The sequence below is a fragment of the Bacillus sp. USDA818B3_A genome, from assembly GCF_009928415.1.
GTDB lineage: Bacteria > Bacillota > Bacilli > Bacillales > Cytobacillaceae > Neobacillus.
In genome coordinates, this window is record NZ_JAABNN010000001.1 from 271,017 (window position 1) to 289,910 (window position 18,894).

Below are 18,894 nucleotides of genomic sequence, written 5' to 3' on the forward strand. Positions count from 1 at the left end.
TCTTGGCTTCGACCGATGAAACCCCTGCTCATCCCCCGAATGCCTTGCTCTTTCTTTGCTTCGACCGATGAAAATCCTTCTCATTCCCAAAGTTCTATGAAAGATTACCCTTTATAGCTCAAAATAAATTTCCATGCTATAATTAAAACACAGATTATTCAGAAAAATGGTAACAAAAGGGGGATGGAACTTGAGTTACGACGTAATTGTGGTTGGGGCCGGTCTTGCCGGCTTAACAGCTGTTTCAGAACTGACCAAAGCCGGTAACAAAGTACTCCTTTTAGACCAGGAACCAGAGGCATCCTTAGGGGGCCAAGCTTGGTGGTCTTTTGGCGGCTTATTTTTAGTAGACTCACCTGAACAAAGGCGAATGGGTATTAAAGATTCACGTGAGCTTGCCTGGCAGGATTGGTTAGGTTCGGCCGGCTTTGACCGCGAGGCGGATGAGGATTACTGGGGCATAAAGTGGGCCGAGGCCTATGTGGACTTCGCCGCCGGTGAGAAACGACAATGGCTGTATGATCTGGGTGTCCGCTTTTTCCCGGTGGTTGGCTGGGCAGAGCGAGGCGGCTATACAGCTGAAGGTCATGGAAACTCTGTACCGCGATTCCATATCGTCTGGGGAACAGGCCCGGGAATCGTAAAGCCCTTTGAACAACGGATACGTGACGCCATGGCAAACGGACTGGCAGATTATCGCCCCCGTCATCGTGTGAATGAATTACTTAAGGAAAATGGGGCAATTGTTGGTGTTCGCGGGGATATACTAATTGCTAGTTCTGCCGCCCGAGGGGAAGCGAGTTCCCGTGAAGTGATCGGGGATTTTGAGTTCAGAGCCCAAGCTGTAATCGTTACAAGCGGCGGGATTGGCGGCAACCATGACTTAATTAGGAAAAACTGGCCCCCGCGGCTGGGGCAGGCCCCAAAACATATGATTTCTGGTGTACCAGATCATGTCGACGGCAGAATGCTTACAATTACTGAAAAAGCCGGAGGCCGTATCGTAAACCGCGACCGTATGTGGCATTATACAGAAGGGATTAAAAACTGGAATCCAGTTTGGCCAAACCATGGAATTCGAATTCTCCCTGGTCCCTCCTCCCTTTGGCTCGATGCAAAAGGAAACCGCTTCCCTGCACCAAATTTCCCAGGTTTCGACACGCTAGGTACACTAGAAGCGATAATGAAATCAGGCCACGATTATTCATGGTTTATATTGACTCAAAAGATTATCGAAAAAGAATTTGCTCTTTCTGGTTCAGAGCAGAATCCGGATCTGACTGAAAAAAGCATTAAAAAGGTACTTGCACGTGTTCTCCCAGGACCAACTGCACCAGTAAAAGCATTCATGGATAAAGGAGAGGATTTTGTCATTGCAAAAACTCTCGAAGAGCTCGTTGAAGGAATGAATAGATTAACTGGTGATAACCTCCTGAATGTGGAGGCTATAAGGCGGCAAATTCTCGCCCGCGACCGGGAAATCGAGCATAAATTTACAAAGGATCTACAAATTACAGCCATGCGGGGAGCTCGCAATTATTTAGGGGATAAACTAATCCGAGTGGCCCCCGTCCATAAAATCCTTGACCCAAAAATGGGACCGCTCATTGCTGTCCGCTTAAATATTGTCAGTCGAAAAACGCTGGGCGGGCTGCAAACAGATTTATCCGGCAGAGTCCTTGATGCATCCGGTAACCCCGTTCCTGGACTTTTTGCTGCTGGTGAAGTTTCAGGCTTTGGAGGCGGAGGAATTCATGGGTACCGTTCATTAGAAGGTACATTTGTTGGAGGCTGCCTGTTTACTGGCAGGCAGGCTGGCCGGGCACTTGTCAAGGAATTAAGATAAAAAAAGGAGCGGTTCTCACTACTACCTAAGTATGAGCACCGCCCCTTAACGCAACCTATTTCAGTTAATTTGTAAACATGAACTCCGTCCGGCTGCCAGTTTGGCCGGCTATCACTTCAAGTCTTACATCAATTCGTTCCTTTAACTCTGGCACGTGAGAGATAATTCCAACTAGCCGTCCGCTGCTTTGAATATCCATTAATGCTTCAATCGCTTGGTCAAGTGATTCAGGATCAAGCGTACCAAAGCCTTCATCAATGAACATCGTCTCCAGTGAAACACCGCCAGCATAATTTTGTACGACATCAGCGAGACCCAAAGCCAATGATAACGAGGCTTTAAAGCTTTCCCCGCCTGATAATGTTTTAACGTGGCGTTCCTGGCCGGTATATTGGTCAAACACCAACAGTTCTAAACCGCTTTGCGCATTTCCTTTTGACCGATCTGTTTTCCGCTGCAGTTGATAGCGTCCTGAAGTCATCTTCCGCAAACGCAGATTTGCTTCTTGTAAAATATCATCTAAGAAAGCGGCCAGCACGTAGCGTTCAAACGTAATACGCAAATGGTTCTGTCCCTTGGCGATATCTGAAAGATCACCAATAATACGGAAACGTTCCTCTAATGCCTTTACCTCGTTATTTAGACGTTCCACCCTGCTATAAACTTCCTCATTATCCCGCTTCTTAACAAATAAATCCGTTTTCTCTTGCGTAAGTCTATCAATCTCCTGAGTAAACTTTGCTAAATCCAGCTTAATCCCTTCTACATCCGGCGTTTTCACTTCGGCAAGAAGTTCGGTTAATTCTTTTAAGCGATCCGATACCGAACGGAGCTCCTCGCGATAATTTCGAATCTCTTCCTGGAGAAGCCTAATTTCCCCTTCTGACTTTTTAGACGCAGCATATATACCGTATTTTTCAAAGCCCTGTTCAGATAATCCAGTTAAAAAGATCCCTCGTTCTGTTTCAAGCTCCCTCTGTTTTGCCGCATGATGGAGCTCCGCATCATTTAATCTAGCCGTTTCCTTTGAAAGCTTCTCATTTACAGCTTGAAGGCGCTTTTGTGCTTCTTCGAGCTGACTCACTAACATTTGGTGATGTTTTCGTTTAGCGTCAAGTGTTCTTTCATATTCCGCTTCTGAGCGCAGATTTTCAGGAATTACCGTCATCATTCTCGTAAGAACGGTTTTCTTTTCTGTAAATTGAACCGTTAATTCCGTCACCATCTGAGAAAGCTGCTGAATCGCAGTATGCAGAGCATTTCTTTCCTTATCTCTTGTCTCGATTTCTGACTTTAAGCGATCTAATACTTTTAGTTGCTCTTTCAATTGTTCTTGATGTTGAACGAGCAACTGAATGGTCGAAGACGCCTCCATTTTTATAGATGCCAGATCATTAGGCGAAAAATCTGTCCGATGCATACGTATTTCATTCAGTAAATCTTGGACGGCTTCTTTCTGAGTTTTTTCCTCAGATTGATACTGATAAAAATTTGCTTCTACTTTAGATTTTTCTTTTTCCCAATATAAAACTTGATCCTTCGCAGTATTTAAATCTTCTTCTGATGGGATACTATTTTCCTTTTGAGCGGCTGGATTCGGGTGATGCAATGACCCACACACAGGACATGCTTCATCTGAACGCAGATTAGCTGCTAAAATGGCTGCCTGACCATGAATCCATTTTCTCTCCAACTCTTCTACGAGTGCCTTTGCGTCATTGTATTTTGCCAGCGTATTCTCTAAACCACCAGTAATCGAAGCTAAGTTTTTCTCTGCCTTTTGATGACGTAAGAGCAAGGATTCTAGTTTTTCAAGTCGCGCCCAATCAACCTTCAGTTTTTCAAGCTTACTCTCATTTTCCAGAAAGGTTAACTTTCCTTTCTCTATTTCTTCTTTTTGGACCATCAACGAATGAATGCGTTCTTCCAATTGCTGCTGCCGCTTTTCATCATTGTCTTTCTTTTCCACAGCCGCTTTTAGTTCCACGTCCTTTTGTTTTGTTTCTTTTAGCAAAGCAGCAAATGAGTAAACATCTTCTTTCATATTTACTAATCGATTCACTTCATCAAGAGCGGCCTGGCGATCACTTTCCCGTCCGATTTCTCTTTGGAGCTCCTCCTCCCACTGTACTAAAAGTCCGTTCAATTTCTCGATTTCAATGGTAATGGTATTCACATTTACCTGAAACTGGTCGGCCTCCTTTTTTAATCGATGGCAGAGATCCTCTTGTTTTGCTAATAATGCGGCTTTTTGTGCCCGTTCTACCTGGATCTCTTTCTCAACGTAAACGTCCTCTTGGGCAAGCAAACGTGCTTTTTGCTCTTTTAACTCTTCTCTTGTTTGCAGCTGCTTTAAAATTGCTTCTGCTTCATAGAGCTGCTCTTTTAATTTATCTTGCTCAATAACCTTATCTGCCAATTGCTTTGTTAATTGGTCAAGTTTCTCCTGCATACATAGGATTTCTTTCTGTAAGAGCGGCATAATGACCGCGTGATTCTCTGGATCAGTTTCAAGCGTATTCATGAGTTCCTCACTAGTCACAGCTTGAATTCGCCTTAAGGCTTCATTTCGTGCATTTTCCTGGTCTTCCATTGACTTTTTAAGCTCAGCAGCTTCCAGTTTCAATTTTTCTTCAATTAATTTATAGGCTTGAGTATGGAACAGCCGCTGCAAGATGACTTCCTTATCCTTACTGTCAGATGTCAACAGCTTTCTGAACTCGCCTTGAGGAATCATTAGAATTTGCCGGAACTGATTGGCATCGATCAACATGATCTCTTTAATTTTTTCTTCGACATCACTGGTTTTCGATGCGAGCAATTTCTTCCCGCCATCCGTATCCCAAAAATATAATTCAGCTTTCGCTCCTATGGATGTAAAACCATCGCCCCTGTCTTTCTTCTTCTGCTGCTGTGGCGATCGTGTAATGGAATAGACCTTGTTGCGCAGGGAAAAATCTAGTGAAACCTCTGTTAATAAATCTTCTTTTGCAAATTGGCTGCGCAGTTCAGGTCCATTTCGATCTTCTCCGCTTGCTTTCCCGTAAATCGCATAAGTGATCGCGTCAAATATGGTCGTCTTTCCGGCACCAGTTTTTCCGGAAATGACAAACATGGTCCGGTTGCCTAATTGATTGAAATCAATTTCTTCCCTTCCTGCATATGGGCCGAATGCCTGCATCGTTAATTTTAAAGGTTTCATTTTTCTCCCTCCTCCCGCAGCACTTTTTCAATAATCTCAGTCATAATATCTCTTTTTTCTGATGTAAATTCAGAAGTTGTCATATCTGTGTAGAATTGTTCGAACAAATCTATTTCAGACTTTTTTTCACTTTTTAGAGCGATGTAGGATTGTTTGTTCTTAGAGTCTGTAAGCTCAATCTTCTTTTCCAAATGAAGAACATTTGGGTAAACCTGACGCAATTTATTAATCGGATCTAGAAGTGCTCCTTGGTCAAGCAGTGTAATTTTTAAATAATCATCCACTTGTTCATTTCCATAAAAACCGGGGTCTAGTAATTCTTCTAGATGTCCTTCCATTTCCCTCATATCATGTTTTGGTGTGAGCGAACGATAGCGTTGGGTGAAATTCCCTTTTTCATCCATTTCAATAATGGAAATCGATTTTTTCTGTTTGGCTTCCGAAAAAGAATATTTTAATAGGGAGCCGGAATACTTCACTTTCTCATGATGAATCGCATCTGGACTATGCAAATGCCCTAGTGCCGTATAGGAAAAAGGAGCAAATAATTCCGCACCGACACAGCCAGAGCCGCCTACAGATAATACACGTTCAGAATCGGAGGTTTGTCCGCCCAAAACAAAGGCATGTCCAACAAAAACGTTCGGTTCATTTGGATTCAAGGTCTCTTCTATCTTACCAATAAGTGCCTTCATTGCTTCTTGATGAGAGTGGATCGAATCATCAAGAAGCAGCTGGCGAACCACCCCAGGTTCTGCATAAGGAACTAGATAAAAGTTCACTCCATTTACCTGGACTGGCTTAAAGTTATTTGTGAGCTTTCCAGTTAAATAGAATTGGCTATGTTTATACCATGAGCTTCCAAACGATAGACGCTCCGCACTATCATGGTTCCCTGCGATCGCTACTATTGGCGTTTTAAGTTCCACATTAATTTTAAAAAGGATCTCATCTAATAACTCAACCGCATCCGTTGGAGGGACGGAACGATCATACAGGTCACCCGCAATGACCACAGCATCCGGCTTCTCTTCCTCGACAATGGCTACAAATTGTTCAAGTGCCGCCCGTTGGTTTTCTGTCATATAAATACCGTGCACTAATTTGCCTAAATGCCAATCAGCGGTGTGAATAAATTTCATATTGGTCACCTCATGCATATTCGAATACCACTATTATAGCAAAATACCAATTGGTATGAGACTGGAAATCATTTTTTGACATTAAAAAACAGCCTAAAGACAATGTCTTAGGCTGTTGTAGTTGGTAGGGTTGATTACTTCTTAGTTACGTTAGCAGCTTGTGGTCCACGAGCTCCTTCAACTACTTCGAAAGAAACTTCTTGACCTTCTTCTAAAGTTTTGAAACCTTCTGTTTGGATTGCAGAATAGTGAACGAATACGTCGTTTCCGTCTTCAGCTTCGATGAATCCGAAACCTTTTTCTGAGTTAAACCATTTTACTTTACCGTTTTTCATGTAAAAAAATCCTCCTATTGGCTTACAATCGCGAAAGCCATGTGTAAAATTCACCAAAGTACAACGTGATAGCTTTACTTTCTTTTCCTCATCCAAACATCAGTTAAAACTTTGAACAGGCTTCTATCATAAATCTAATCTCGTGTGCAACGGCTGTTTAAAATTTATCATTTCTATGAAAATCTGTCAAGAAAGGGCTTTCCGACACATCTCAACACCATTCTACAATTCTATATATCTACCTTTTCTTTTCTTCATTAATCACTGCTGGTCCTAGGTACGAATGTCGTGTTTTGTAGAAAAATAATTGGGCTTATTTTAAAAACGGTACATACTCAATTCAAACTCCTATTTTCTTAAATTTCACATTTTTGAATCAAATTATGATAAACGAAAAAAAAAGCCGAAGACATTAATTCTTCGGCTGCGGGAGGACCTCTTCTTCCTCTTCTTTAAACTTATCCAATATCGTGATGGTATCGACTAAATGATTATTAAAAATTTGCCGGGCAACGGCCAATAGTTCAATGATCATTGGGTCTTTTAATGTATAAATTACCTTATTTCCTTCCTTAGTTCCTGTGACAATATTCTTCGCACGTAATATCGTCAACTGCTGGGAAACAGCTGACCCTTCACTGCCAACAAGAGTTTGAATCTCATTGACATTCTTATCCCCTTCAGCCAAAAGTTCCAAAATCCGGATTCTTAAGGGGTGAGCCAGTGCTTTAAAAAATTCCGCTTTAAATTGCTGCATTTCCAAATTCAAAAAACCACTTCCTCATTTTTTAAAAGGTGGCTGTTAACTTCGCCCTGTTTTCTACAACTTCTTTGGCAGACAATTGCTTACATTCTCTAAAGGCAAAATGCTTGCAGCCAAGACATTTGTTTTCATTTATTTGTGATAATCCATATTGAATGGCATCTCCTGTATGTTCAAAAAAATGTTCCTGTCCAATTAAATCAAAAAGACCCGTCTTTCTAAGAACACTTTCAGGTTGTGTATTCAATCCCGATACTAACACTATACCACTTTTTGAAAAGTGTTTCACAATACTTGTCAGTATGGCTTCACCGGTTGTATCCATTAAAGGCATCTTACTCATCCGCAGTAAAAGAATTTTAGGATGATAATTGATTGTTTCCATAATCGTTTTCTCGAAAGTTTGAGCAGCCCCAAAGAATAATGGACCCTCGACATTAAAGATACTGATTTGCGGACAATCATGGCTATCCGTTACCATGGCTGTCTCCACTTTTCCTTGACTAGACTTATGGTTCGGCAATGCCTTTCGTGTTGAAGTGACATCGCTCATTCGTTTAACAAAAAGGATAGCAGACATCAATAAACCAATCTCAACTGCTGTCGTTAAGTTCACAAAAACAGTTAGTAAGAATGTTACCAATAGGACGATGGAATCTGTTGATCTTGTTTTTGCGATATGGGCAAATACTTTCCTTTCACTCATATTCCAAGCCACCACCATTAAAATTGGCGCCATACTGGCGAGTGGAATATAGGAGGCTTTTGGTGCAAAAAACAACAAGACAACTAACACAACAATCCCATGTATGATACCGGAGAAAGGCGATACGGCTCCATTCTTTATATTTGTTGCCGTTCGAGCTAATGCCCCGGTTGCTGGGATTCCGCCAAATAACGGGGTAATCATATTGGCAATTCCCTGACCAATCAACTCTTTATTACTGTTATGACGGCTGTTTGTCATTCCGTCTGCAACAACAGCTGAAAGAAGGGATTCAATCCCTCCAAGCATCGCAATCACAAATGCAGGCTTTAATAGCTTCAGGATGATTTCTGCATTTATCTCTGGGACATGAATATGCGGTAATTTGTTTGGTATTTCTCCATAGGCGCTTCCAATCGTTGCAACTTGACCCGGAAAAAAATAAGCTGCCACAAGTGTCGAAATTAATAATCCAATTAACGGACCAGGTATTTTAGGCGCAAACTTTGGAGTCAGCAATACCATGATTAAGCATATCCCCGCGGTGAGCACACTATATAGATTAATTGAATGAACATGAATGATAATTTCTCTAAAGTTTAAAATAAATTCTTCATGCTTCTTCAATCCTGTTAACCCTAGAAAACTAGCAATCTGCCCGGTAAAAATGGTTACAGCAATTCCGGCTGTAAATCCAACTGTTACCGGTTTTGGGATCCATTTGATTAATGACCCTAAACGTAAAACTCCCATTAGCGTTAACATAATACCCGCCAGAAAACCCGCAATTAGAAGATTTTCATAACCGTATGTCATGACAATACCGAATAGAATAGGAATAAACGCTCCGGTTGGTCCTCCAATTTGATATTTCGAACCGCCAAGTAATGAAATGAGGATTCCGGCTACAATGGTCGTATAGATTCCATACTCCGGCTTCACCCCTGAAGCGATAGCAAAGGCCATCCCTAGAGGAATCGCAATTACACCCACAATTAAACCTGATAGCAGGTCTTTTTGTAAACTTCCTAAGGAGTATTGCAGGAATCTCTTGTCAATAAACATAATAACCCTTCTTATCTTATTATTTTTGTATATCTGATTATTTGAATATAGAATAATACTAAAAAATATTCAAGGGGTTTATTTAAAAAATTTTCACTTGTTATTGTCGGTATTATAGTGTTATAATAAAAAAGCGATGAGCTGAGTTGTGTAAGTCGAGAAACATTCCTTTATGGAGCACACTATGTGGAGTGTGGTTTTTCGCCTCAATACGCAAAGACGCCTGAATGTTCAGGCGTCTTTTTTATTTTTAAATTAGCACTTTTTTCCTAAATTTCTTATAATGAAGATGGGCTTATATTTTGATATTTGTGGAGGGATCCCGGATGAATAACCATGAAATCGATTATAAGATTTATGGAGATGATATGCAGTTTGTTGAGGTCGAGCTTGATCCGCACGAGACCGTTGTAGCTGAGGCCGGAAGCTTTATGATGATGGATGATGATATACATATGGAGACGATTTTTGGTGATGGTTCCAGTGGTGCTGGCGGAGGCATCATGGGCAAATTATTTAGTGCAGGAAAACGGATTATCACTGGTGAGAGCCTGTTTATGACTACCTTTACTAATACTGGCGCAGGAAAGAAGCATGTTTCGTTTGCCTCCCCTTATCCAGGTAAAATCATTCCCATGGATTTAAGCGAACTTGGCGGAAAAATTATCTGTCAAAAAGATGCCTTCCTGGCTGCTGCAAAAGGAGTACAAGTAGGAATTGAGTTCCAGCGTAAAATCGGCGCCGGCTTCTTCGGTGGTGAAGGCTTTATTATGCAAAAGCTAGAAGGCGACGGGATGTGTTTTGTGCATGCCGGAGGTACGATTGTACGAAAAGAGCTCCTTCCAGGCCAAACACTTCGAGTCGACACAGGATGCTTAGTTGGCATGACTAGCCAGGTACAATATGATATTGAGTTCGTTAAAGGAGTAAAAACAGCTCTTTTCGGCGGTGAAGGCTTATTCTTCGCCACACTTCGAGGACCTGGTTCTGTCTGGATTCAATCTCTGCCATTCAGCAGATTAGCAAGCAGAGTATTTGCTGCTGCCCCTCAACGCGGCGGCGGAGGGAAAGATGAAGGCAGTATCGCACGTGGAATTTTTGACATGTTTAATGGCGATTGATTACTAAAAGGCAGGGCGCATGGGCGCCCTGCCTTTTAGGTATTAATTCAAATTTAAATGATTTAATCGTTGAACTGCCTGCTCTCTTTTTAAATTATAAGATTGCCAGGTTTGACTTTGGATCCGGGCATTGTTTTGTTCGGTGCGTAAGATCTCCTCTAAATGAGGAATTTTTTCTCCCTGTTCATAAAGATCAATTAATGCGAGCACACCTGTAGCCGATAATCGGCTAAGGTAATATGCGTCAATTTTGCCGTTTCCTCGTATCGCGTAATATTCTCTTTCACAACGATCCGATCAAGATCAATTACGTTTATCGACGTATAGTAAATTAATGAGGTTACAAAGTAAAAATGAAACAGCGATAGTTTCTCGACCCAGATTTTAATCAAGGTATAAGTAAAAATGACGACGAGGAAGATCATAAACGAATGGACGAGCACCCTTGTAAAAGAAAATCCATAGGCTTCCTCATACATATTTAATCGCAAGAAAGCTGAACTGAGCATAACGCCGCTCGATAGGACCAGGATTGTAAGCAAGGCTTTAAGTATCTTGATTCCATTTTGCGCCCTATCTCCAAACGTTACCATAACTATGGTGATGGTTAAATTAATTAATGTCACAAAGAGTAATTCAAAAAATCCTTTTCTTGCATATTCCGCAAAGGTATAGTTCCCTTGCAGGCTGCCGCTAAAAAAATATTTAAATTGGACAATTGTAAAAAGAATATAGACTGCATTGATCAAAACCAGCATAGTGATGGATATAACGGTATCAAGCGTTAACGAAAACCGCCAATTTTCATACTTGATTACTTTGATTTGTTTAAACAAAAGGGTCTGCAAAAGACCAAAGAAAGCTCCCATGAATAGGAAAACCACAATCAGTCTGAATACCGTTTCCCCATTAACCCTTTGAAGTAGGTTAGGAACATCCCCTAACATCGCTGCAAACTGGCTGTCTGCAGTCATTAATAAATGCAAAACCAGGGCTAATACCGGTAATGAGATTACCACACCAATTAATATCTTTTTCCAAACCAAAACCTTATGCTCGTACTCGCCTTTTCTAGCTAATTTACCAACTGTGCTAGTAAATGCAGCATTAAATTTCACAGAGTCGATTAGTCTCGTAAATATATAGGGAATGAATGCAGGCTGATTCCAACGGAAATGCTTTGGGCTTGTAACTAATACAAGGTGAAAGATAACCAATCCTGGTATCCCCATAATGTTTAAGACGTAAAAGAGAATATTGTCATTCAATACATAACCCACGGATAATAACCAAATACAGATTACTACTAGGTAACCAAAGCGTTGATGGGAAAATGAAAAACCACGATAGCGCCAAAAAAATACTGCATAAAAAGCCATGACAAATAGTAGATAGGAAATTCCTATAATGCCTTTAAAAAATGACTCTTCCGCCAAAACTCCAAGCAATAAACAAACGATTAAAAACAGCCCATCTTTTTTACTAACACCTATTTCCATTTCATATCCCTGCCTCTCTTTTTGCATAGAAATTCTATATATATAGTTTTACTAGGTATATAAGCAAAAAAAATGCTTATATCGAAGCTTTCCTCCCCCAGCGGTAACCCACCCAGCTTATAGGGTATAGGATGATTGTAAAGATGATACAAGCAATTATAAACGTTCTTGTCAGAAGCGGAGCAAACCAAGAATGAGGAATGATTTCAAAAACAGTCAAAACCATTAGTAAGATATTTGGAAGTAAGGAGAGCAAAAAAGTCTTTCTTAACAGCCTTCTTCCTCCGTGTCCAAAACCCTTACCAATTTCATACCCGAGTAATGCCCAGAAAAACATGTATAAGAAGACAATCAATGATGGAATGGAGGTTAAATGCCCCCAAAGGGCTGATAACCATTCCCATTCAAATAGATTATGTGCGAGTGTTAATAGGCTTCCTCCGCCAAAAAAGACAATGTTGAGTAAAATAAATAACCACTTCATGTTACTAGGTGTCACAGATAATTCTTCTTTCCACATGTAGGCAATCTCTGCAGGACTTCCCAGCCTGGATATTAGGCGCTGCATTACTTGCTCTTCCGTTGAACAATCAGATGATTCCAACAGGATTTCATCTATGTGGGACTCATATTCAAGGAGTATACTCGCTTTATCCGGGTGGTTCCCAAGCCCTTTGTTTAACGTTTTAAGAAACTCACTCTTCTGCCGTTCCATGCTTTGATCTCCCTATTACCTTGTTCATTACTTGAACAAAATCCTGCCATTCACGCGTTTTTTCATCCAGCATTTCCTTGCCAGCCTTTGTGATCCGGTAATACTTGCGTGCTGGTCCCTTCTCCTGCTCAACCCAGTAACATTCAATGTACTCCTGTTTTTCAAGTTTATGGAGAGCTGGATATAAAGTTCCTTCTTTCACACTTAAACCATTGTCACTGCGATGCTCTAATTCTTTTACCAATTCATAGCCGTACATATCGCGTTCGTTTAATAATTGTAATAGTATTAGGGATGTGCTCCCTTTTACGAGTTCACGATTAAACATTTTCTCACCTACCTAGAATTTTTAGGTACATAGAATTTCTACAGTTAAATTTCTCCATTGTAAAGAGGTTTTCTAATTTTCCCCAATAAAAAATGACGATATAAAATCGTCACGGGTTCCGTTAACTATCGCAAACATTAAAAATTTAATACAAAAAGACCTCCAAATTGTATGGTAATTTGGAGGTTATTTTTGTTGATATAAAGGGATTTCGATAATTATTTTGGGGGAATTTGTAGTACGATTTTTGTATATTAAAATGTAGGGGTACAATAGCCAGTGTACCCCAGCAAAATAAACTACATTTTTACTTGCAAAATGATATACAGAAAATTAAGGTTAAGCTCTGCTGTATCTTGGTGTTGATTTGACAGGGTATGAAAAATAAACGGAAAAATTCCGCCTAAATTGGGAAATACCCATATTTCCCTTAATATAAGGGAAGTTTTTCCGCTTATATTATCCAAAACTTTGGATTTTGTCTTATTTAGAGCAGTTAACCGGAAATTCTCCGCTTATTTTCGCTTCTTATGCTTCCCCAATATACAATAGGCGGAAATTCTCCGCCTATTAATTCTTATAAACCGATACGAAGAAGGCAGAAAAGGTTTCAAACTTCTTAAATCGCAATTTAGCAAGTAAAAGCAAAATAGCAAGGAAAGGATCCTTGCTATTTATAAATGTTTTTTAATATCTTTAGCCTTACAAATTGCCCTGCATTTAAAGTGCAAAAAGGATTACATTTTGGGTTGCATTTTCCTGTGCAAATAATTGACGTTTTGCGATAGAAAACGGAACCCGTTAATAAAATCGTCACTTTTTTATTTCATTTTTAATGTGTTTTTCTGTCTTTGGATGAATTGGTCTCTCTCGCCGCCGTCCGATAATTCTTCTGAGAATTCATGGTCTGGCTCATTTCCGACAAATTCTCCAGTTTTTAGCGTTTTCGGGGCCAGATTATTATTTGGGGCAGCCTGTTCATTCCAATCTTTCATTGCGATCACCTCATTTTTTAGTATCTATTTGTTTAAATAACTTTATCCCTCTTAAAAGGTTATTCGTCAACGTCAAGCTGCTGTATTTTTATTTTTATATAATAATATCGTACAAGCCTGCGCTTAATACTCACTAATTTGAGGCTTTTTCATATAATAAACTATATACTAAATTATTATCTACAACTAAAAAAGTACTCCCCCTTTTGATATGAAAACATGCAAGCATAAATATACCATTTTTACCCCATACTAAGTAAAAACGATGAGGTGAAGTAAATGGGACTGCTCAACACATTTAATCAATGGAAAGAGTCTAGATACCAAAACCACGTTTCCAATATGAAGGAACAAGGCAAATGTCCTGATTGTGAAGGCAGAGGATATACGGTATATCCCTATAATGAGTTTGCCTACTTTAATTCATTTGAATGTCCAGGATGCCAAGGCAGCGGCCATTATGCAGATTGGGAAGAAATGAGATAACCCTATAGATGCAAAAACTCCCTGTGATGAAAATTCATACAGGGAGTTTTGCTTTAACTTCTTTTAACCTGATTTTGATAGATCTTGGCCGTTCTAATCTCAACCGTAATGGACCCTCTATTCACGAATGTTTTTATCAAGAGCGGCACTCCAGCGGTATTTTTAAATCGAAAATCTAAGCCGCCATAAGAAACAGTCGCATCCCTTCCCTTTGGCACGTAACCTACATTAAGGGAGTGATGGTTCTTTTCAATATAACTGACAGCTAGTTTATCGATGGCATTATATAGAGTGGAAGAGGTTTGACAGATCCCTCCGCCGATTCCCTCCACTAACTTACCATCAAGTGCTTCTGGTGCAGGTTGGTAACCATGCTCGGCATCACTTGGTCCGACCGTACTGTTAAAGGAAAAGGAATCTCCAGTACCTAGAATCACATTATTAATTGCCTTTGCAGACAACTCGATATTCTTAGATCTGCCTGCAACACCGCTATTAAAGTAGGTAGTATAAGAAGCAACGACTACTTCCCCTAAATCCGCTGCCTCTTCAGCCTTATAGCCGCTTGCTGTAACATACAACGGGATTTCAACGGTACCGCCTTTTAATGAGGATTGGAAAATATTGTATGCAAGTTCCTCCTCCTCAAGGACGGTTTGAGGTTTACCTTTAATCACCTGTCCATTTGCATCCAGCTTATCGAGGACCATTCTTTTATCATACCCTGGAGTATCTTTTGTTCCCCTAGCCAATTCTCTTGTTAAATCAGCTATTACTGCTTTATATTTTTCATCATCCGTTCCATAGCCCAGATCCTTTGGTTTAATGGTTTTAATGATACGTTTCGAATCAGGATCAATAATATTTACATAGATTGGTTTCTCTACTTTCTGTTTCTCTGCTTTCTGTTGTTTTTCATTACTACTTGTCTGTTGTCCGGACGCCTTTGCTTCTTTTTCTTGTGTTCCCTGCCCTGCACAACCCGTTACTCCCATTAAACCGACTGTTAAAAGTGTTACTAATTTTTTAGTAAGCCTGCCCATTTTTCCCCCAACACTTCCTAATATTTTCAATTTCCTATTAATATATTAATTGACGTTATTAACTGAACTTGGTTTCATTATTTTCCTAATTATTCCTTATACATGTCCAATTTCCTTCCTAAATCTAACAAAACATGGGTTCATTTTATCACCAAATGGATAAAATAGGGCTACTTTTTTTAAAAATCATCCTGATAACTATGAATAAAAGAGAAAAATAGGTAAATAGTAATACTTAGGTTTGTTCAATATTGGAGGTGTTAAAATGTCTGTTTATGTACATCAGACGTTTGTCATTAAACAAGAGAAATTTAAGGAAGGCATTGATAATTTAAGGGAAATAAAGAAATTTAGAATGGATAACTATGATCACAAGGTGGAAATTTTGACACCGATATCTGGTGAAGACCATACATATGGACTACTAGCGGTTTATGAAGGATTGGCTGAAATGGAATTACAAAATAAAAAAATGTTTGAAGATGAGGAATACCTAGAGCTGATCGGGCCTTTCTTCCTTGAAAATTCCGAGCAGGGCAGTATGTATACTCAAATATACCGCTCCTTGAGCGATCGAAAACCGGATAAAGATAAAAAGAAGGAAAAACAGACAGATTAACGATATGAAAACGCAAAAAAGGGCTGAATGCCCTTTTTTGTGTTTTCAAGTAAGTTTCAATAATTATTAGATCAAAAAGGTGCCAAACACTTGGGTCCGTGTTGACCCCTGTTATCACTATGTTAAAACAATGCATCCATTATTAACGCTCCTGCGAACGCCACAAACGATAAAAGGGTCTCTAATACTGTCCAGGTTTTAAAGGTTTCCGGGACACTTAAGCCTAAATATTCTTTCACCATCCAGAAACCCGCATCGTTGACGTGTGAAAACATTAATGAACCAGCTCCTGTTGCTATTACCAACAACTCCAGATTCACCCCCGGCATCCCGGCAACAACTGGTGATACAATCCCTGCAGCGGTAGTTAAGGCGACGGTTGCAGAACCCGTGGCGATTCGAATTAATCCGGCAATTAAAAAGGCTAAGACTAGGGGTGATAGCGACAAATTTTCAGCCATCCGTGCAATTGTGTCCCCAACTCCACTTTCAATTAATATTTGTTTAAATCCTCCTCCGGCCCCAATAATCAAGGCAATAGAACCAATTGGCATTAAACATTCTTCGGTCAGTTTTTTTATCGCCTCTTTATCCATCCCCTTCTGCATGCCTAGGAAATAATAGGCTACAAAAACGGAAATGAGCAAGGCGATGATTGGACTTCCAATGAAAATGAGAAATTTCGTGATTCCTCCTGCTAATCTTAAATATGGAGCGACAGCAGATAAAATCATTAGTAACACTGGTAAAAGAATAATGAAGAAAGAGATTCCCGTACCAGGTAAATCCTTCGCTTTGGTGGTAATTCGTATTAATTCAGGTTCCTTTTCTGGTACAACACGTTTATGAATCCACATGGCAAACAATGGACCAGCGATAATAACTGCAGGAATCGCAATAACTAATGAATACAGTAGAACCTTCCCTAGATTTGCCTTATAAATACTGATGGCAGCCAACGCCCCAGGGTGCGGTGGTACGAGTCCGTGGACAATCGATAAACCTGCAATACATGGCAAGGCGATTAATAAAATATTTTGTTTGGATGATTTATGGATCGAGATGACTAATGGTAACAAAATCAAAATTCCCACTTCAAAAAATACAGGAATACCAATAATGAAGCCTGATAGCATCATGGCCCATGGCAGTTTCTTTATACCAAAAACACGAATAAAGTATTCAGCAATTTGCATACCTGCCCCAGAGTCGGCCATCATTTTTCCTAAAATGGTTCCCAGGGCTAATATCCCGATTAAGTGTCCTAAGACACCACCTACGCCTGTTTCATAAGCCGCAACAATTTTATCTAGTGACAATCCAGATACTAACGCTAAAAAAAGAGTGGCTACTAGCAAACTGATAAATGCATGCCATTTAAAAAACGATACACCTAGAACGACAATGACAATTGATAAGAGAGTCATAAGCAGCAAAAAAGCATCCATTAACGTATACCTACCTTTACTTTAAGTAATTATCTCTTCTTTATTGTTATCATTTGCTGTGTTACACATTCGGTAAAACACAAAAAGCCTCATCCTCTCGGTTCAGGGGATTAAGGCTCATTGTATTAGTATTAATCCCTTTCTAAAAGGGAAGCACCGGCAATACCCGGCTTTGTCATTTCAAATGGATTGAGAATAAGGTCCAATTCTTCTTCGGTAAGGACATCATACTTTAAACATAATTCACGAACCGACTTTCCGCTGACGATAGCTTCTCTTGCAATCCTTGCGGCAACCTCATAACCTAGGTGCGGATTAACTGCCGTGATTAAACCAACACTCTTTTCGACATACTCTTTTAGACGAGCCTCATTCGCTTCAATTCCCTTTAAACAATAGTCTGTAAAAGAACGGAAACCATTGTTCATAATGCTGATCGACTGAAGCAGGTTAAACACCAAAACAGGCTCCATCACATTCAGCTCCAATTGGCCAGCTTCAGACGCCAGACAAATCGTGTGATCGTTTCCTATCACTTGAAAAGCAATCTGATTAATTAATTCAGGCATAACGGGGTTTACTTTTCCCGGCATAATCGAGGAACCCGGCTGACGCGGGGGCAGACTGATCTCACCCAGACCAGCTCTCGGCCCAGAAGCCATTAAGCGAAGATCATTTGCAATTTTTGACATGTTCATCATGCATACTTTTAATGCGGCTGAAACTTCCGTATAAGCATCCGTGTTTTGGGTCGCATCAACGAGATGTTCGGCATTTACTAATGGCAGGCCGCTTATGGCAGCAAGCTGCTTCACCACATCTGTGATATATTTAGGATCAGCATTTAACCCTGTACCAACCGCTGTGGCCCCCATATTCACTTCATATAAATGATTTTTCGAATGTGAAATTCGTTTTATATCCCTCTCAACTACACGAGAATAGGCTTCAAACTCTTGCCCAAGCCGAATCGGTACGGCATCCTGTAAATGGGTTCGCCCCATTTTTATGACATTTTCAAACTGCTTAGCCTTCTCCTTGAAAACTGCAAGCATTTCATTCATCGATACAAGTAATTTCTCAAGTAATTTAAGCGCTGCAATGTGAATGGCGGTTGGGAAGACATCGTTTGTTGATTGTGACATATTCACATGTGTATTAGGGCTTAAGTGAAAATAGGCTCCCTTTTCATGGCCCAGCAATTCAAGTGCACGATTGGCAATCACCTCATTAGCATTCATATTCATTGATGTTCCTGCCCCGCCTTGAATCGGGTCGACTATAAATTGGTCATTCCATTTCCCGGCAATGACTTCATCGGCGGCTTTACAAATAACATCACCAAGTCCGGAATAAAGCATCTTCGTATTCATATTAGCTAGTGCAGCTGCTTTTTTTATCATTGCTAATGCTTTAATTAACTCTTCATGAATGGAGTAGCCAGTAATAGGAAAGTTCTCCACCGCCCTGAGTGTTTGAATGCCATAATAGGCATCCTTGGGGATTTCCTTTTTTCCTAAGAAATCTTGTTCGGTTCTGTTTGTGACCATGTCTTTTTACTCTCCTTTACAATTAGGACAT

General features: G+C 40.1%; 16 protein-coding genes. 4 read left to right on the forward strand and 12 right to left on the reverse strand.

The features are described 5' to 3' along the window. Nucleotides 1-190: 190 nt before the first annotated feature. Nucleotides 191-1,846 carry an FAD-binding dehydrogenase gene (locus GXK58_RS01360; protein WP_160719155.1) on the forward strand — a complete coding sequence of 552 codons (1,656 nt, stop codon included), beginning with the start codon at nt 191-193 and terminating at the stop codon, nt 1,844-1,846. 64 nt (nt 1,847-1,910) lie between these two features. Here the strand turns inward: GXK58_RS01360 and GXK58_RS01365 are convergent, their stop codons facing one another. From GXK58_RS01365 to GXK58_RS01385, 5 genes are all read right to left on the reverse strand, one after another. Beyond that, nucleotides 1,911-5,048: an AAA family ATPase gene (locus tag GXK58_RS01365; protein ID WP_160719157.1), complete on the reverse strand. Its 3,138-nt coding sequence runs from the start codon at nt 5,046-5,048 to the stop codon at nt 1,911-1,913. Beyond that, nucleotides 5,045-6,190 (reverse strand): exonuclease SbcCD subunit D, encoded by a 1,146-nt coding sequence (locus GXK58_RS01370; RefSeq protein WP_160719159.1) that lies wholly within the window; start codon nt 6,188-6,190, stop codon nt 5,045-5,047. Before GXK58_RS01370 ends, GXK58_RS01365 begins: the two co-directional genes overlap by 4 nt. A 134-nt stretch (nt 6,191-6,324) precedes the next feature. Beyond that, nucleotides 6,325-6,525 (reverse strand): cold-shock protein, encoded by a 201-nt coding sequence (locus GXK58_RS01375; protein WP_007083969.1) that lies wholly within the window; start codon nt 6,523-6,525, stop codon nt 6,325-6,327. Nucleotides 6,526-6,937: 412 nt separating this feature from the next. Next, a complete protein-coding gene (locus GXK58_RS01380; protein ID WP_160719162.1) occupies nt 6,938-7,294 on the reverse strand; it encodes an ArsR/SmtB family transcription factor in 357 nt (118 codons plus the stop codon). Between the two features lie 19 nt (nt 7,295-7,313). Further along, nucleotides 7,314-9,059, reverse strand: a complete 1,746-nt coding sequence (locus GXK58_RS01385) for a SulP family inorganic anion transporter (protein ID WP_160719164.1) — start codon at nt 9,057-9,059, stop codon at nt 7,314-7,316. Between the two features lie 326 nt (nt 9,060-9,385). Here GXK58_RS01385 and GXK58_RS01390 point away from each other — a divergent pair, with 326 nt between their 5' ends. After that, complete coding sequence (locus GXK58_RS01390; protein WP_160719166.1) at nt 9,386-10,180, forward strand: TIGR00266 family protein; 795 nt, start codon at nt 9,386-9,388, stop codon at nt 10,178-10,180. A gap of 197 nt (nt 10,181-10,377) precedes the next feature. On the opposite strand, the gene GXK58_RS01395 is transcribed toward GXK58_RS01390, so the two are convergent. From GXK58_RS01395 to GXK58_RS26945, 4 genes are all read right to left on the reverse strand, one after another. Continuing rightward, nucleotides 10,378-11,679: a DUF4153 domain-containing protein gene (locus GXK58_RS01395; protein ID WP_237389527.1), complete on the reverse strand. Its 1,302-nt coding sequence runs from the start codon at nt 11,677-11,679 to the stop codon at nt 10,378-10,380. A gap of 76 nt (nt 11,680-11,755) precedes the next feature. Beyond that, a complete protein-coding gene (locus GXK58_RS01400) occupies nt 11,756-12,394 on the reverse strand; it encodes an HAAS signaling domain-containing protein (protein ID WP_160719168.1) in 639 nt (212 codons plus the stop codon). Beyond that, nucleotides 12,375-12,722 carry a PadR family transcriptional regulator gene (locus GXK58_RS01405; RefSeq protein ID WP_160719170.1) on the reverse strand — a complete coding sequence of 116 codons (348 nt, stop codon included), beginning with the start codon at nt 12,720-12,722 and terminating at the stop codon, nt 12,375-12,377. The genes GXK58_RS01400 and GXK58_RS01405 overlap by 20 nt, the downstream gene beginning before the upstream one ends. A gap of 821 nt (nt 12,723-13,543) precedes the next feature. Continuing rightward, nucleotides 13,544-13,717, reverse strand: coding sequence for a hypothetical protein (locus GXK58_RS26945; RefSeq protein ID WP_202171257.1), 174 nt, complete (start codon nt 13,715-13,717; stop codon nt 13,544-13,546). 279 nt (nt 13,718-13,996) lie between these two features. On the opposite strand from GXK58_RS26945, the gene GXK58_RS01410 reads away from it, so the two are divergent. Then, nucleotides 13,997-14,203 (forward strand): methionine aminopeptidase, encoded by a 207-nt coding sequence (locus tag GXK58_RS01410; protein WP_160719172.1) that lies wholly within the window; start codon nt 13,997-13,999, stop codon nt 14,201-14,203. Between the two features lie 53 nt (nt 14,204-14,256). Here the strand turns inward: GXK58_RS01410 and GXK58_RS01415 are convergent, their stop codons facing one another. Further along, a complete protein-coding gene (locus tag GXK58_RS01415) occupies nt 14,257-15,246 on the reverse strand; it encodes a VanW family protein (RefSeq protein ID WP_160719174.1) in 990 nt (329 codons plus the stop codon). 265 nt (nt 15,247-15,511) lie between these two features. On the opposite strand from GXK58_RS01415, the gene GXK58_RS01420 reads away from it, so the two are divergent. Next, nucleotides 15,512-15,865: a hypothetical protein gene (locus GXK58_RS01420; protein WP_160719176.1), complete on the forward strand. Its 354-nt coding sequence runs from the start codon at nt 15,512-15,514 to the stop codon at nt 15,863-15,865. Nucleotides 15,866-15,987: 122 nt separating this feature from the next. Here the strand turns inward: GXK58_RS01420 and GXK58_RS01425 are convergent, their stop codons facing one another. Then, the gene (locus GXK58_RS01425; RefSeq protein WP_160719178.1) at nt 15,988-17,313 is read right to left on the reverse strand and encodes a GntT/GntP/DsdX family permease; all 1,326 of its coding nucleotides are present in this window, start codon (nt 17,311-17,313) and stop codon (nt 15,988-15,990) included. Between the two features lie 131 nt (nt 17,314-17,444). Then, nucleotides 17,445-18,863: an aspartate ammonia-lyase gene (gene aspA / locus GXK58_RS01430; RefSeq protein ID WP_160719180.1), complete on the reverse strand. Its 1,419-nt coding sequence runs from the start codon at nt 18,861-18,863 to the stop codon at nt 17,445-17,447. Between the last annotated feature and the right edge of the window lie 31 nt (nt 18,864-18,894).

What these genes read in the sequence shown, in the direction of transcription:
- GXK58_RS01390 (WP_160719166.1), top strand. Translation starts at nt 9,386, where the DNA reads ATGAATAACCATGAAATCGATTATAAGATTTATGGAGATGATATGCAG.
- GXK58_RS01405 (WP_160719170.1), bottom strand. Translation starts at nt 12,722, where the DNA reads ATGTTTAATCGTGAACTCGTAAAAGGGAGCACATCCCTAATACTATTA.
- GXK58_RS01410 (WP_160719172.1), top strand. Translation starts at nt 13,997, where the DNA reads ATGGGACTGCTCAACACATTTAATCAATGGAAAGAGTCTAGATACCAA.
- GXK58_RS01370 (WP_160719159.1), bottom strand. Translation starts at nt 6,190, where the DNA reads ATGAAATTTATTCACACCGCTGATTGGCATTTAGGCAAATTAGTGCAC.
- GXK58_RS01365 (WP_160719157.1), bottom strand. Translation starts at nt 5,048, where the DNA reads ATGAAACCTTTAAAATTAACGATGCAGGCATTCGGCCCATATGCAGGA.
- GXK58_RS01385 (WP_160719164.1), bottom strand. Translation starts at nt 9,059, where the DNA reads ATGTTTATTGACAAGAGATTCCTGCAATACTCCTTAGGAAGTTTACAA.
- GXK58_RS01420 (WP_160719176.1), top strand. Translation starts at nt 15,512, where the DNA reads ATGTCTGTTTATGTACATCAGACGTTTGTCATTAAACAAGAGAAATTT.
- GXK58_RS01425 (WP_160719178.1), bottom strand. Translation starts at nt 17,313, where the DNA reads ATGGATGCTTTTTTGCTGCTTATGACTCTCTTATCAATTGTCATTGTC.
- GXK58_RS01400 (WP_160719168.1), bottom strand. Translation starts at nt 12,394, where the DNA reads ATGGAACGGCAGAAGAGTGAGTTTCTTAAAACGTTAAACAAAGGGCTT.
- aspA (WP_160719180.1), bottom strand. Translation starts at nt 18,863, where the DNA reads ATGGTCACAAACAGAACCGAACAAGATTTCTTAGGAAAAAAGGAAATC.
- GXK58_RS26945 (WP_202171257.1), bottom strand. Translation starts at nt 13,717, where the DNA reads ATGAAAGATTGGAATGAACAGGCTGCCCCAAATAATAATCTGGCCCCG.
- GXK58_RS01375 (WP_007083969.1), bottom strand. Translation starts at nt 6,525, where the DNA reads ATGAAAAACGGTAAAGTAAAATGGTTTAACTCAGAAAAAGGTTTCGGA.
- GXK58_RS01395 (WP_237389527.1), bottom strand. Translation starts at nt 11,679, where the DNA reads ATGGAAATAGGTGTTAGTAAAAAAGATGGGCTGTTTTTAATCGTTTGT.
- GXK58_RS01415 (WP_160719174.1), bottom strand. Translation starts at nt 15,246, where the DNA reads ATGGGCAGGCTTACTAAAAAATTAGTAACACTTTTAACAGTCGGTTTA.